Consider the following 14,130-nt stretch of genomic DNA (forward strand, 5'->3'; position numbering starts at 1 on the left):
GGCGCGCGGTGCGCTCAAGCCGCCGCCGTAGGCGCGCAATCCCAAACCGCCGCCAAAGGCAGAACCCCAACCTCAATCCCGTGCCGAAGAAGCCGCCCCATGGCTTAACCAGTCCAGCACTGCCGAAGCATCGTCATCGGCGCCCTGCCGCGCGCTGGCGATTGTTTCAGCCACATCCGCGCTAGGCACAGCGCGCCGAATCGCCACGCCAACGGCGAGAATATCGATCATGACGAGATGCAAAATCCGCGAAATCATCGACAACTGCGACTCGCGAATCTCGATGTGATCGGTCTCCAACGCGACGGTGGCCCGCTTGGCCAGAGGCGTATTGCTGGAAGTAATGGCAATGACCTTGGCTCCAGCCTGCATGGCGACATCCAGAACACGCAGCAGTTCAGGCGCACGTCCCGACTTCGACACAGCCACGATCACGTCGCCCTTGCCGAGCAAAGCAGCAGACGCCGCCTGCATATACAGATCGCCATAGGCAATGGTCGGAATGCCGAACCGGAAAAACTTGTAATGCGCATCCTGCGCGACGATGTTCGAATTGCCGAGCCCATAGAACTCGATGCGCCGCGCGCCGTTCAACAGATCGATCGCGCGCTCGACATGCTCGAAATTCAGATGCTCGCGCAACTGCAAAATCGCCGACACGGTGTTGTCCAGCACCTTCGCGCCGAAGTCCGTCGCGGTATCGCCCAGGTGCACCTGGCTATGACTGACCGGAATCGTGCCGGTCAAACCCGTCGCCAGCTTCAGCTTGAAATCCGACAACCCCTGGCAGCCCAGCGAGCGGCAAAAGCGGATCACCGTCGGCTGACTCACGTCGGCCTTGCGCGCGATATCGACAATCGGATCGTTGATGATCGAGCGCGGATGATTCAACGCGAGATCTGCCACGCGGCGCTCGGCCGGCGTCAACGCATCGCGCATCTGGCGAATCCGTTCGAACACGGCCGACGAGCTGCCGCCCGCGCGGTTCGACAGCTGCTCCGCGAGAATCGCGGAGACGCCGAGAAACGCCGGGTACTCGGCGGTAATCACGTAGGTCGGCACGTTCTGCAGATACGCCTCGAAGCGGCCCTTCGCTTCAAAGCGCTTGCGGAACGACGAACGCGCGAAGAATTCGCCAAGCCGCGGCACCACACCGCCGCCGATGTAGATCCCGCCTAGCGCGCCGAGCGTCACCGCGATATTGCCGGCGAAGGTGCCGAGAATCCCGCAGAACACATCGACCGATTCCGCCGCCAGCGGCTCGCCCTCCAGCGCGCGCTTGACGATCTCGCCCGTGCCGACGTTCGCGGCCACGCGCTTCTTGTCGCGGCCCGCCAGCGCACGGTAGATCACTTCGATGCCGGGGCCCGCCGCCACGCGTTCGAACGACACGTGCGGCCACTTCTTGCGCGCGTAGTGCAGCACGATGTCTTCGCGTTCATCGGCCGGTGCGAACGTGGCATGGCCGCCTTCACTGCCGAGCGCGATCCAGCGGTCGTCGGCGGGAATCAGGCCGGAGACGCCCATGCCGGTGCCCGGGCCGAGCAAACCGATCACGCTGTTCGGACGGCGCGTGCCGCCGCCCACCTGCACGCGTTGCGTGTCGGTGAGTCCCGGCAGCGCCATCGCCAGCGCGGTAAAGTCGTTCACGACCAGCAGCGTGTCGAAGCCGAGCGCGCGGCGCGTCGCTTCGATCGAAAAGCTCCAGTCGTGATTCGTCATGCTCACCTGATCGCCGTCGACCGGGTTCGCAATCGCAATCGCCGCATGATTCACGCGGCCGATCTTCGTATCCTTCAGGTACTTCTTGATGACTTCGGCGACGCCCGGATAGTCCGCGCACGGATAGACATGCACGGACGTGATCTCGCCCGGGCCGGTCTCGAGCGCGAAACGCGCATTGGTGCCGCCGATGTCGGCCAGTAGCCTCGGTCCATCGGCGTGCTGGCCCGCGCCCGGAACAGCCTTAGTTTGCACACCAGTAGACATCGAGTCTCACTCCCTTGTCGTTTGCCAACTTCGAGATGGCATTTTTTTGTGGCGCAGCGGCGGCGGCATTCAGCACGTCCAGCTTGCGCGGTCCGGCGATCAGCAGATACAGGTGCTTGACTTCTTTCAACGCGGACAGCGACCAGCTCACGCGCGCATGCGGCGCGGCGCCGGGATGCACGGCAACGAAGCGTTCGGTGGTGGTGATCGCGTGATCCCATTCGGGCGCATCCGCGAAAATCGACGCGGTGTGGCCGTCTTCGCCCATGCCGAGAATCGCAACGTCCGGCACGGCGCTGAAGCGCGGGTCGGCGTTCAGCGCGGCAATGTGCGCATTCAGGTCTTGCGCGGTGTCGACCAGCGGCCAGAAAGCGGCGGTTTTCGCGGCGTTCTGCGACAGCGTGTCGCGCACGAGTTGCGCATTGCTCGCGCTGTCCGTTTCCGGCACCCAGCGGTCGTCGACCAGCGTCACGGCAATGCGCGCCCAGTCGAAGGGTTGCGTGGACAACGTCTGCAGGAACGGCCGCGGACTGGTGCCGCCGGACACTGCAAGCGTTGCAGGGCGCGCGCTAGTGGACGTGCCGGCTGCGGTCGCGGCCGCCTGTGCGGCGAGCGACGCATGTAACGCGTCGCCAACCGCCTTCGCCAACGCGTCGGATTGGGCGCGTTGATCGTCGAAAGCGTGAAGCTCGATCACTTCTCCTCCGTGCTGCTTTCTTGTTAGATCTGCGGAATGTGCCGTGCTGCTCCCGCGAAGACGCCTGCAAGGTGGATGACTCGCAGGCGCCCTCGAGATACCGGCGCCATTCCGTTCGTTCGTCGGTAGGTCTTACGGGCGATGCGCCGTGTTCGATCGAGCACGGCACGCCGCCGTGCTTCAATTCTCTTCTTCGAGCCAGCAGGTGCCGTGCTGCGCCAGCATCGCGCTCGCGGCCGCCGGTCCCCACGTGCCTGACGCATACGGCTTGGGCGGCTTGTTCGACGCCGCCCATTCGTTGAGGATCGGTTCGACCCAGCGCCATGCGGCTTCCTGCTCGTCGCGCCGCACAAACAGCGCGAGGCGCCCGTTGATCACGTCGAGCAACAGACGCTGATACGCCTCCATCTGCCCTTCGCGGAAGAACTGGTCGAACGCGAGGTCGAGGTGGACGCTGGCGAGATTCATGCCTTCGCCAGGCTGCTTTGCGAGGCAGTAGAGGCGAATGGTTTCGTTCGGCTGCAAGCGGATCACGAGACGATTGGCGCCGGCGCGCAACGCCGACGCGCCCAGCGCCGAATGCGGCACCGCACGAAAATTCACCACGATCTCGGCGACGCGATCCGCGAGCCGTTTGCCAGTGCGCAGGAAGAACGGCACGCCGGCCCAGCGCCAGTTTTCGATCTCGACCTTCAAGGCAACGAAGGTTTCAGTCGTGCTGTCCGGCTTCACGCCCGGCTCGGTCGCGTAAGCCGGCACCGAGGTGCCGCGAATCACGCCCGCATGATACTGGCCGCGCACCGCGACCTTGCTGATCTCGCCTGGATCGATCGGCTTCAACGCACGCAGCACGCGCAGCTTTTCGTCGCGCACCGAATCGGAGTCCATCGAGTGGGGCGGTTCCATCGCGACGATCGAAAGCAGTTGCAGCAAATGGTTCTGCACCATGTCGCGCAATGCGCCGGTGTTGTCGTAGAAGTCGCCGCGCGCTTCGACGCCGAGTTCTTCGGCGATCGTGATCTGGATGCTTTCGACCCATTCGCGGCGCCACAGCGGTTCGAACAGCGCATTGCCGAAGCGCAGCGCGAGCAGGTTCTGCACCGGCTCTTTTCCGAGGTAGTGGTCGATCCGGTAGATCTGCTCTTCAGCGAAGATTTCGCCGACCGCGTCGTTGATCGCGTTGGATGACTTCAGGTCGTAGCCGAGCGGCTTTTCGAGCACGATGCGCGCATTCTGGTTCAGCCCCACCGAAGCGAGCGCGCGGCAGATCGGCACGAACAGCGACGGACCGGTTGCCAGATAGAACACGCGAATGCCGGGCAGGTCTTTGACGGCGTCGCGCAGCAGCGCAAAGTCTTCCGGATTGCCCAGATCGATCTTCGCGAACTCGATGCGCTGCAAAAAGCTCGCCCACGCGGCCTCGTCCACACCGTTCTTCGACACGTGCGGCTTGACGTGCTCATTGACCCATTCGAGGTACCCGGCGCGATCGGACACATGCCGCGCCACTGCGACGATCTTGCCGCTGGCAGCCAGCATGCCGCCTGCACGGTGTGCTTCAAACAGAGCGGGGAGGATCTTGCGCATCGACAGATCGCCGGTTCCGCCGAAGAGAACGAAGGTGAAACTTGAATCGGTTTGCATGAGTCTCCGTCGATGTCCTGGGGCCGCCGTGGTGACCGGAAAGGGCGACCGTAGTCCGATAAAATTTTTTTTGACACTGAATTGTAGTTTAACTACAATCCAAATCAAGAGGTAGCGCTAATTCGATGAAAAAAGCGTGCGCTGTCAGGCTAGATGCGCGTTTTCCCGAATCGGCAGGCGTCCCCTGCATGTTAACGGACATTGCGTGTCGGCACGTGCCAGCATGCCCCGGCGGCCCTTACGGAAAGCCGGACGGTTAAATGGCTGGCAGAGCGGTTGTCAGGCGATTGACCGGTTAGCGTGCGAGGCACCTCGAGTCTGTGCCGCGCGCGACGCGGGCAGGCAAAAATCAAAAGAGGAGACAGTCAGTTGCATCCCGAACCACTCATCTCTTGAGCTTCCAGCGGCCGAACCCCGGTCCGCCGGCCCATGCTTCGCGCATGCGCCCGACCGTGCTCGATCGCCCAGTGTTTTGCCTGTTTGAACCAACCACAGCACCCTGGCGACATCAGGGGCCATTTGTTTTTTGTTCAGGTGTCTGGAGGAGATAAGCAATGAAATTTCGCGCGATCATGGGCGCTTTGTGCGCCGCGGGTCTGATGTGTGGCGTGTCGGCCGTGCAGGCTGCCGAGTCGGTCGAAGTGTTGCACTGGTGGACTTCGGGCGGCGAATCGAAAGCTGTCGGCGTCCTCAAGGACGACATGACGAAGCAAGGCTACACGTGGAAGGACTTCGCGGTTGCTGGCGGCGCAGGTGCGGCTGCCATGACGGCACTCAAGACGCAGGTGATCTCGGGCAACGCGCCGAGCGCTGCGCAGATCAAGGGTCCGCTGATCCAGGACTGGGCTTCGCAAGGCGTGCTGGTGCCGGTCGACGCGGGCGCGGGCGACTGGAAGAAGAACCTGCCGCCGGAAATCGACAAGATCATGCACGCGGACGGTCACTATGTCGGCGCGCCGTTCTCGGTGCACCGCGTGAACTGGCTGTATATCAACAAGGCAGCACTGGACAAGGCAGGCGGCAAGGCGCCGACCACGTGGCCTGAATTCTTCGCCGTGGCCGACAAGATGAAAGCCGCCGGCATCCAGCCGATCGCGATGGGCGGTCAACCGTGGCAGGACCTGACGCTGTGGGAAGACGTGGTGCTGTCGCAAGGCGCCGATTTCTACAGGAAGGCGCTGGTCGACCTCGACGAAAAGACGCTGACCTCGGACAAGATGGTCGGCGTGTTCGACACGGTCCGCAAGATCCAGGGTTACTTCGACGCGGGCCGCACGGGCCGTGACTGGAACCTGGCCACGGCCATGGTCATCAACGGCAAGGCCGGCATGCAGTTCATGGGCGACTGGGCGAAGGGCGAATTCGCCAACGCCAGCAAGAAGTCGGGCTCGGATTACGTGTGCGCCGCCGTGCCGGGTACGGAAAAGTCGTACACGTTCAACGTCGACTCGTTCGTGTTCTTCCAGCAGAAGGGCCAGAAGACGGCAACGCCGGGTCAACTCGCGCTGGCCAAGACGATCATGTCGCCGGACTTCCAGGAACAGTTCAGCCTGAACAAGGGTTCCATCCCGGTCCGTCTGGGCGTGTCGATGGCCAAGTTCGACGACTGCGCGAAGAAGTCGTATGCGGATGAACAGGTGGCGATCAAAGCGGGCGGCTATGTGCCTTCGCTGGCACATGGCATGGCGCAACCGGATGCAGCAGCCGGCGCGATCTCGGACGTGGTCACGAAGTTCATGAACTCGCAGCAGGATTCGAAGACCGCGGTCGCAGCGCTCGCGAAGGCAGCGAAGACCAAGTAAGTGAAGTAGACGAAGCGGCACGCCCGGCTGTCCAGTGAGCGGGTGCCGGGCGCGCTCTTCGGATCGCCTGCAGCGGTTGCGTTACATCGGGCAGGAAACTTCACCCCTGGTTTCATAGAGTCACACCCATGCCGTTGCGGCCGCGCGTTGTCCTGGCGTGAGCGCCCCGGCGGTACAGTTTCAGCAGGAGTCGAGTAGTGACTGCTTCTATCAGCGGAAACGGGAAAAACACGGCCTCCGTGACCCGCCGCGCGTCGCCGATGGCGGCCCTTGCCGATCGCTGGATTCCGAAGCTGGTGCTCGCACCCAGCGTCGTGATCAGTCTGATCTTCGTGTACGGCTTCATCGCCATTACCGGCTATCTGTCGTTGTCCAATTCGCGACTGATGCCGCGCTATGAATTTGTCGGTCTCGACCGTTATCGCGAACTGTTCGATAACGATGTGTTCTGGACCTCCGCCGCGAACCTCGGCTGGTTCGGTATTCCGTTCATCGGTATCTGTATCGGCCTGGGTCTGTTCCTCGCCATCCTGCTCGATCAGCAGATCCGCAATGAAGGCGCGCTGCGCGCCGTGTTCCTGTATCCGATGGCGCTGTCGTTCATCGTGACGGGTACGGCCTGGCAATGGATCATGACGCCGAGCATCGGCCTCGAAAAAGTCTTCCACGACTGGGGCTGGACGAGCTTCTCGTTCAGCTGGCTGGGTGATCCGGACAAGGCGATTTTCTGCGTCGTGGTCGCGGCCGTGTGGCAATCCACCGGCTTCGTGATGGCGTTGTTCCTCGCCGGTTTGCGTGGCGTCGACGCGGAAATTTTTAAGGCTGCGCAGATGGACGGCGCGAGCTTGCCGACCATCTATCGCAAGATCGTGATCCCGAGCATGCGTCCGGTATTCTTCTCCGTACTGCTGATTCTCTGCCACATCACGATCAAGACCTTCGACCTGGTCGTCGCGTTGACGGCGGGCGGGCCGGGTACGTCGTCTTCGCTGCCGGCTATTTTCATGTACACGTTTTCGTTCAATCGCGGGCAGCTGGGCGTCGGCGCGGCATCGTCGATAATGATGCTCGCCACCGTCGTGGCCGTGCTCGTGCCGCTGATGTATCTGGAATCGAGGAGCACCCGCAATGCAGCCTAAGATGACGATCAGCCGTGCCGTCATTTACGCGGCCTTGGTTCTGTTTGCCCTGTATTTCCTGTTTCCGCTGTACGTGATGCTGTCCACGTCGTTCAAGGACATCGACCAGCTGCGCACCGGCAACCTGCTCACGCCGCCGTCGCACTGGACCGTCGATCCGTGGATCAAGGCGTGGAGCGGCGCCTGTACGGGCGTGCGTTGCGACGGCATGCAGCCGTTCTTCATGAACTCGGTGCGCATGGTGATTCCGGCCGTGCTGATCTCGTCGATCGTCGGCGCGTTCAACGGTTATGTGCTCACGCACTGGCGTTTCCGCGGCGCCGATCCGATCTTCACGATGCTGCTGGTGGGCTGCTTCATTCCGTTCCAGGCGATCCTGCTGCCGATGGCGCGCTTCGAAGGCTTGCTCGGCCTGTCGAATTCGATAACCGGTCTGGTGGTGGTGCACGTAATCTACGGTATCGCCTTCACCACGATGTTCTTCCGCAACTTCTACGTGAGCGTGCCGGCTGAACTCGTGAAGGCCGCGCGTATCGACGGCGCCGGGTTCTTCACGATCTTCACGAAGATTCTGCTGCCGGTGTCGCTGCCGATCTTCATGGTGTGCCTGATCTGGCAATTCACGCAGATCTGGAATGACTTCCTGTTCGGGATTGTGTTCTCTGGCGTCGATTCGATGCCGATCACGGTGGCGCTGAACAACCTCGTGAACACCTCGACCGGCGTGAAGGAATACAACGTGGACATGGCCGGCGCGATCATCGCCGCCTTGCCGACCTTGCTCGTGTACATCATCGCCGGACGCTATTTCGTGCGCGGCCTGACGGCGGGCGCAGTCAAGGGCTAAGGGCTTAAACCATCCGAGCGCGGCGGCGTTTCCTCGGCGAAGCGCCGCCGTTACCCGACAAGACGTTTTCAAGCAGTACCAGAGACAAGAGGATTCACAGCATGGCAAGCCTTTCCATCCGTGACGTGTACAAGACTTACCCGAATGGGGTGCCGGTTCTGAAGGGTGTCAATATCGACATCGAAGACGGCCAGTTCCTGATTCTCGTCGGCGGCTCGGGCTGCGGGAAGTCGACGCTGCTCAACATGATCGCCGGCCTCGAGACCGTGACCAAGGGCGAGATCCAGATCGATGGCAAGACGGTGAACAACCTGTCGCCGAAAGATCGCGACATCGCGATGGTGTTCCAGTCGTACGCGCTGTATCCGTCGATGACGGTGCGCGAGAACATCTCGTTCGGGCTGAACATCCGCAAGGTGCCGAAGAGCGAACAGTCGCAGATCGTCGATCGTGTGTCGAACACGCTGCAGATCACACATCTGCTGGACCGCAAGCCGGGCCAGCTGTCCGGCGGCCAGCGTCAGCGCGTGGCGATGGGCCGTGCATTGGCGCGCGATCCGGTGATGTTCCTGTTCGACGAACCGCTGTCGAATCTGGACGCGAAACTGCGTATCGAGATGCGTTCGGAAATCAAGCTGCTGCATCAACGCCTCGGCACGACGATCGTCTACGTGACGCACGATCAGATCGAAGCGATGACGCTCGGCGACCGGATCGCGGTGATGAAAGACGGCATCGTCCAGCAGTTCGGCGCGCCGCAAGAAATTTACGACTCGCCGTCGAATCTGTTCGTGGCCGGCTTCATCGGCGCGCCGCCGATGAACTTCATTCAGGGCACGCTGGTGGAGCAGGGCGCGGGTGTCGGCATCGAGCTGGATACGGGCGTGGCGCGCAATGTCCTGAACCTGCCTTTCGACTCCGCGAAGGTGAAGTCGCATCTTGGGCGCGACGTGATCCTCGGCTTGCGCCCGGAGCGGATCACCGACGCGCGCGGCGCGCATGGCGACCACGCGAAGTTGCAGCCGATCGAAGTGAAGGTCGACGTGATCGAGCCGACCGGCCCGGACACGCTGGTGTTCGCGCAGGTCAACGGCAAGCGCATCGTGAGCCGGGTGCACCCGGCTTCGAATCCGCAGCCGTTGTCGAACACGACGCTGTTGTTCGATGCGTCGAAGGCGGTGCTGTTCGATCCCGCCAACGAAGAGCGGCTTGCCTGACAACAGGCGGTTGGCTGAGCGATCCGGTTTGAAAAAGCCCCACGCGTCGTGAAACGTGTGGGGCTTTTTCTTTGGTTTGCTAGTGCTCGTCGGCGCTGCGCAGGTCCGGATTGTTGCGCGCCAGTTCGGTCACCCAGTCGATGAACGCGCGCAGCCGTGAGCTCAGATTACGGCGATGCGCGTAGAGAATCGACAGCGGCGTGGGCGGACTGGCGTACGACGTGAGTATCTCCTGCAGCGCGCCTTGTTCGATCAGATCGGCGACCATGAAGCGCGACGGCTGGATGATGCCGTGTCCGAGCGCGCCCGCGCACATGTAGACCGTGCCGTCGTTCACGGCCAGCACGCTTTTCATCGTGACCTTGACGAGCTCGCCGCCGACTTGATACTCGAACGGGAAGGTCTTGCCGCTGCGCGCGGAAACGTAGTTGACCGCGCGATGCTCGCTGAGCTCTTCCAGCGTGGTCGGCGTGCCGTATTTGTCCAGATAGGCGGGCGACGCGCAGGTGACGATCCGCGCGTTGCCGATGCGCCGCGCCACGAGACTCGACTCCTCCGGTGTACCCATGCGGATCACGCAGTCCACACCGTCCTGAATCAGGTCGATATTGCGGTCCGCCAGCCCGAGCCGCACGTCGATCTCGGGGTATTGCCGGTAGAAATCGTCGAGCGCGGGAAGCAGCAGTACGCGGGCGAGCGTGCCGGACGTATCGACGCGAATCGTGCCGCTCGGGTTTTCTCGCTTGTTCGACAGCGAAGACTCCGCGTCGGCGACTTCGGCGAGGATGCGCACGCATCGCTCATAAAACAGCGCGCCGTCTTCGGTGACGCTGACCTGGCGCGTCGAACGGTTCAGGAGCCGTACGCCGACGTGTTCTTCCAGTGCCTGGATCGTGCGGCTTACTTTGGCGCGGGGCAGGTCGAGCGATTCGGATACTTTGGAGAAGCTGTTGGCGTCGACCACACGCGTAAATATCTCCATCGCCTCGAAACGGTCCATATCTATGCCTTGTCAGTGATTGGCGGAAGGTGTTTTCGAATTGAAGTGTATAGGTTGACAGGATTGTTGTGGCAAGCCGCGCAAGCCGATGCGTCCGCGCTTGGGTCCCTGTCGCGTCCATGCCCGCGCGCGGGGCGGCGCACCGGAAGCGCGCGGTCGGTTCGATGTGGTCAATCCCGATCGGGTGCGCCGAGCGGGAATAGCGGGCGATAGGGGCGTGCTTCGTCGACGGCGCGCGCAAATGACGGGCGTGACAGCAGTCGTTGCCGGTAGGCGAGCACGTGAGGGAACGCTGGGCCGATGCGATGCGTCCAGTCGGCAAAAAACAGGGAGGGGGCGGCACTGCAGTCGGCGAGGCTGAACGTGTCGCCGGCGGCCCATTCGCGTTCCGCCATGGTTTTGTCGAGCCAGCCGTAGGCGGTATCGAGCATCGCGCGTGCGTCGGCGACGCCGCGGACGTCACGCTCCGTCTCAGGCCGCAGACTGTCGTAGACGATCTTTTGCTGCGGTGTCGAAATGTAGTTGTCGAACAAGCGATCCATGCTGCGGACTTCGAGCGCGGCGCGGGCGTTCGCTGGAAGCAACGCCACGGGGCCGGGATGATACAGGCCGAGGTATTCGATGATGGTGGTGGCTTCCGTCACGGTGCGGCCGGCGTCGACGAGCACGGGAAAGCGCTTGAGCGGCCACAGTGCCGCGAATTCGGCCATGATTTGCGGGCCGTCGTGCGACAGAACGCGAAAATCGAATGCCGTGCCGTTTTCGTACAGCGCGATCAGGACCTTTTGGGAGTACGACGAGAACGGGTGGGCGTAGAGCTTCAGAGTCATCGTGATCACCTTTTCGATTGAACAGGAGTAACGGCGGGAGTAACGGCGGGAGTAACGGCCGCCGGCAGGGCCGCTTTATCCGACGACGAATGACGCGGGGAGAAATCGACACCGGCGAAGTCGTTTTCTGCGCGGCGCTTCGCCGAGGCGCCGCCGAGGCCCCCCGCGGCGCGAAGACTTTGCCGCGCCGTAGGCAAACAAGAATCAGTGTGGCAACCGCACATCGAACCTGAACGTCACCAATCTGGCGAGCAAAATAAACCCGGTAGCGATCAGCACGCTATAAACCGTATCGAGATTGACGTAATCAAGCGCCACATACAACCAGCACCCGACAAAAGCACAAGTCGCATACGGCCGCGAATCGCGCAAAATAAGCGGCACTTCATTGCAGAGCACGTCGCGGATCACGCCACCGAACACGCCGGTCAGCACCCCCATCATCACGGACGTGAACCACGGCATCTGCGCGTCATGCGCGATCGAGGTCCCCGCGATACTGAACAACCCAAGCCCGACCGCATCGGCAATCAGCAGCACACGTTCAGACAACAACCGCGAAGTCATTTTCAGCAATGTCGGCGCAAACAGCGACATCACAAATATGGCGATCAGATAATCCTGATGCTCGACCCAATAAAAGGGCCGGCGCTCCAGCAGCACGTCGCGCAACGTCCCGCCGCCGAAGGCCGTGGCGATCGCCACCAGAAAAGTCCCCACTGCATCGAGTCGTCGCGTCCTCGCTTCGATGAAACCGGAAATCGCGTACGCGAAAATAGCCAGCGCCTCCATGATGGTCAGCGCGAGCGTCAGCCTCGGATGGATCATCGGGACTCCGTCAGGACCTGGCGTGAGCCGGCGATGCGCCCGGCTGTAGCAGCACGACCACCGCGCCCGCGCCGCCGTCGTGAGGGCGCGCCTGACAGAACGCGATCACCTCGGCTTTCTGCACGAGCCACGCCCGTACCTTGCCCTTCAGCACCGGCTCTTTACCGACCGACCCCAAGCCCTTGCCGTGAATCACGCGCAAACACCGCAAGCCGCGCTTCACCGATTCGCGAATGAATTCGGCCAGCGCCTCGCGCGCTTCCTCGCGCCGCATGCCGTGCAGATCGATTTGCGCCTGCACGATCCAATCGCCGCGCCGCAGTTTCCGCACGACGTCCTGACTCACGCCTGGCCGGCAATAAGACAGCGTCTCGTCGGTTTCGAGCAGCACTTCGGGGTCGAACTCATCGGAGATCGCTTCGTGCAGTACGGCTTCTTCGTCGAGTCTGGTTTGAACCGGCACCGGCGACGGCGGATTGCGCGGTAGCGTAGCGCGCGGCGGCGCGGCTAACGGCGCAACCGCGCCGATCTCGCGGCGAAACAGATCGGCGTCCGCGGAGGCCTCGCGTTGCGCCGCCGCGGCTGCCGCGCGTTCGCTTTCACGCCGTTGCGCCTCGCCCTTCAATGCGTCGCGCAGCGCGCCGAGCCCGGCAAGACCCGCTGCGGGGTCGAGCTTCGGTGTGACGACCGGCGCGGCCGGGCTGGGCGCCGCCACCGCGGGCCTGGCAACGGCACGCGGGCGTTTCGGTTCGCTCGGATGAGGCAGATTCTTCGGCATATCGCTAATACACGCGGAAAAGTAGATCGATCACGCAACGCCGCACTCGCTTCGAACCGTGTCGCGGTGCATCGTTCAGCAGCAAGGCACAAAGGACGCAGAGCAGCAAGCGTAAAGCGAAGGACGCAAAGCGAAGGACGCAAAAAAGGCCGCTGGCTTGTCAGCCGCGGCCTTTTCGATACAGCAAGCGGCCGGGCCACGCCCAACCGCTATTTTACCGTCGCGGATCAGCGCTCTGCTTCCGCGCTCATCACGTGCTCGCCGATCCCGTCGATGGTTTCCAGATAGCGTTGCGCGTCGAGCGCGGCCATACAGCCGGTGCCCGCGCTGGTGATCGCCTGACGATAGACGTGATCCTGCACGTCGCCCGCGGCGAACACGCCCGGCACGCTGGTGGCCGTTGCAAAGCCGTTCAGGCCGCCCTTGGTGATGATGTAGCCGTTCTTCATCTCCAGCTGGCCTGCAAAAATGTCCGTGTTCGGCTTATGGCCGATCGCGACGAACAGGCCCTGCAAGGCGATGTCGGTGGTGTCGCCGGTTTGCGTGTGCTTGATGCGCAGGCCGGTCACGCCGGATTGATCGCCGGTCACTTCGTCGAGCGTGTGGTTCCACTTGATTTCCACCACGCCTTCTTTTTCCTTCGCGAGCAGACGGTCGATCAGGATCGGCTCGGCGCGGAACTTGTCGCGGCGATGGATCACGGTCACCTTTTTGGCGATGCCCGAAAGATAGAGGGCTTCCTCGACCGCGGTATTGCCGCCGCCGATCACGGCCACATGTTGTTGCTTGTAGAAGAAACCGTCGCAGGTGGCGCAGGCCGACACGCCTTTGCCCATGAACGCTTCTTCGGACGGCAGGCCGAGATACTGCGCCGACGCGCCGGTCGAGATGATCAGCGAGTCGCAGGTGTACTCGCCCGAATCGCCGATCAGGCGGATTGGCTTCTCATCCAGCTTGGCCGTATGGATGTGGTCGAAGATGACTTCGGTGTTGAAGCGCTCGGCGTGCTCCAGAAAGCGCGTCATCAGTTCCGGGCCTTGCACGCCGTTGCCGTCGGCCGGCCAGTTTTCGACGTCGGTCGTGGTCATCAGCTGGCCGCCCTGGGCCAGACCCGTGATGAGCACCGGCGACAGGTTGGCGCGCGCCGCGTAGACCGCAGCCGTATAGCCGGCGGGACCGGAACCGAGAATCAGAACCTTGGCGTGTTTCGTGGAAGATGCGGGCATGATCGAAATCCTTATACGGCGCCGGGCTCGCCCATGCGAGGCCGCGCGACTTGAGCTGAAACTGTAGTTGGGTATCAGGGCGCCATTATAAAGGCCGGCAAGCCGGCCTGCTCTATGAAGCTTTCTGATCGCC

Annotated in this window: 12 protein-coding genes; 4 read left to right on the forward strand and 8 right to left on the reverse strand. The window is 62.6% G+C overall.

The features are described from left to right. Positions 1-72 precede the first annotated feature (72 nt). From AC07WT_RS04615 to zwf, 3 genes are all read right to left on the reverse strand, one after another. Positions 73-1,989 (reverse strand): bifunctional transcriptional regulator/glucokinase, encoded by a 1,917-nt coding sequence (locus AC07WT_RS04615; RefSeq protein WP_494946213.1) that lies wholly within the window; start codon positions 1,987-1,989, stop codon positions 73-75. Beyond that, positions 1,967-2,686: a 6-phosphogluconolactonase gene (pgl, locus tag AC07WT_RS04620; RefSeq protein ID WP_494946214.1), complete on the reverse strand. Its 720-nt coding sequence runs from the start codon at positions 2,684-2,686 to the stop codon at positions 1,967-1,969. Before pgl ends, AC07WT_RS04615 begins: the two co-directional genes overlap by 23 nt. Before the next feature lie 180 nt (positions 2,687-2,866). Continuing rightward, positions 2,867-4,330 carry a glucose-6-phosphate dehydrogenase gene (zwf, locus tag AC07WT_RS04625; protein WP_492591074.1) on the reverse strand — a complete coding sequence of 488 codons (1,464 nt, stop codon included), beginning with the start codon at positions 4,328-4,330 and terminating at the stop codon, positions 2,867-2,869. Between the two features lie 554 nt (positions 4,331-4,884). On the opposite strand from zwf, the gene AC07WT_RS04630 reads away from it, so the two are divergent. The 4 genes from AC07WT_RS04630 (at position 4,885) to AC07WT_RS04645 (ending at position 9,335) form a co-directional block, all read left to right on the forward strand. Next, on the forward strand, positions 4,885-6,132 hold the full coding sequence (locus AC07WT_RS04630) for an ABC transporter substrate-binding protein (protein ID WP_492591073.1): 1,248 nt from the start codon (positions 4,885-4,887) through the stop codon (positions 6,130-6,132). 197 nt (positions 6,133-6,329) lie between these two features. Further along, a complete protein-coding gene (locus AC07WT_RS04635; RefSeq protein ID WP_494946215.1) occupies positions 6,330-7,271 on the forward strand; it encodes a carbohydrate ABC transporter permease in 942 nt (313 codons plus the stop codon). Beyond that, entirely contained in the window at positions 7,261-8,118 is an 858-nt protein-coding gene (locus tag AC07WT_RS04640; protein ID WP_492591071.1) for a carbohydrate ABC transporter permease, read from the forward strand. Before AC07WT_RS04635 ends, AC07WT_RS04640 begins: the two co-directional genes overlap by 11 nt. 101 nt (positions 8,119-8,219) lie before the next feature. Continuing rightward, positions 8,220-9,335, forward strand: a complete 1,116-nt coding sequence (locus tag AC07WT_RS04645; protein ID WP_494946216.1) for an ABC transporter ATP-binding protein — start codon at positions 8,220-8,222, stop codon at positions 9,333-9,335. Positions 9,336-9,414: 79 nt separating this feature from the next. Here AC07WT_RS04645 and AC07WT_RS04650 read toward each other — a convergent pair whose 3' ends face one another. The 5 genes from AC07WT_RS04650 to trxB form a co-directional block, all read right to left on the reverse strand. Next, positions 9,415-10,335, reverse strand: coding sequence for a LysR family transcriptional regulator (locus tag AC07WT_RS04650; RefSeq protein WP_492591069.1), 921 nt, complete (start codon positions 10,333-10,335; stop codon positions 9,415-9,417). Positions 10,336-10,505: 170 nt separating this feature from the next. Next, positions 10,506-11,165, reverse strand: coding sequence for a glutathione S-transferase family protein (locus AC07WT_RS04655; protein WP_494946217.1), 660 nt, complete (start codon positions 11,163-11,165; stop codon positions 10,506-10,508). Positions 11,166-11,369: 204 nt separating this feature from the next. Next, on the reverse strand, positions 11,370-11,993 hold the full coding sequence (locus AC07WT_RS04660; RefSeq protein ID WP_492591067.1) for a trimeric intracellular cation channel family protein: 624 nt from the start codon (positions 11,991-11,993) through the stop codon (positions 11,370-11,372). 10 nt (positions 11,994-12,003) lie between these two features. Continuing rightward, positions 12,004-12,771 (reverse strand): Smr/MutS family protein, encoded by a 768-nt coding sequence (locus tag AC07WT_RS04665; protein ID WP_494946218.1) that lies wholly within the window; start codon positions 12,769-12,771, stop codon positions 12,004-12,006. Positions 12,772-12,998: 227 nt separating this feature from the next. Then, a complete protein-coding gene (trxB, locus tag AC07WT_RS04670; protein ID WP_494946219.1) occupies positions 12,999-13,997 on the reverse strand; it encodes a thioredoxin-disulfide reductase in 999 nt (332 codons plus the stop codon). Between the last annotated feature and the right edge of the window lie 133 nt (positions 13,998-14,130).

The sequence above is a fragment of the Paraburkholderia sp. GW821-FHT02A12 genome (genome assembly GCF_059422005.1).

Coding starts and splice junctions, on each gene's coding strand:
- AC07WT_RS04660 (WP_492591067.1), bottom strand. CDS start 11,993: ATGATCCATCCGAGGCTGACGCTCGCGCTGACCATCATGGAGGCGCTG.
- AC07WT_RS04650 (WP_492591069.1), bottom strand. CDS start 10,335: ATGGACCGTTTCGAGGCGATGGAGATATTTACGCGTGTGGTCGACGCC.
- zwf (WP_492591074.1), bottom strand. CDS start 4,330: ATGCAAACCGATTCAAGTTTCACCTTCGTTCTCTTCGGCGGAACCGGC.
- trxB (WP_494946219.1), bottom strand. CDS start 13,997: ATGCCCGCATCTTCCACGAAACACGCCAAGGTTCTGATTCTCGGTTCC.
- AC07WT_RS04655 (WP_494946217.1), bottom strand. CDS start 11,165: ATGACTCTGAAGCTCTACGCCCACCCGTTCTCGTCGTACTCCCAAAAG.
- AC07WT_RS04615 (WP_494946213.1), bottom strand. CDS start 1,989: ATGTCTACTGGTGTGCAAACTAAGGCTGTTCCGGGCGCGGGCCAGCAC.
- AC07WT_RS04645 (WP_494946216.1), top strand. CDS start 8,220: ATGGCAAGCCTTTCCATCCGTGACGTGTACAAGACTTACCCGAATGGG.
- AC07WT_RS04630 (WP_492591073.1), top strand. CDS start 4,885: ATGAAATTTCGCGCGATCATGGGCGCTTTGTGCGCCGCGGGTCTGATG.
- AC07WT_RS04640 (WP_492591071.1), top strand. CDS start 7,261: ATGCAGCCTAAGATGACGATCAGCCGTGCCGTCATTTACGCGGCCTTG.
- AC07WT_RS04665 (WP_494946218.1), bottom strand. CDS start 12,771: ATGCCGAAGAATCTGCCTCATCCGAGCGAACCGAAACGCCCGCGTGCC.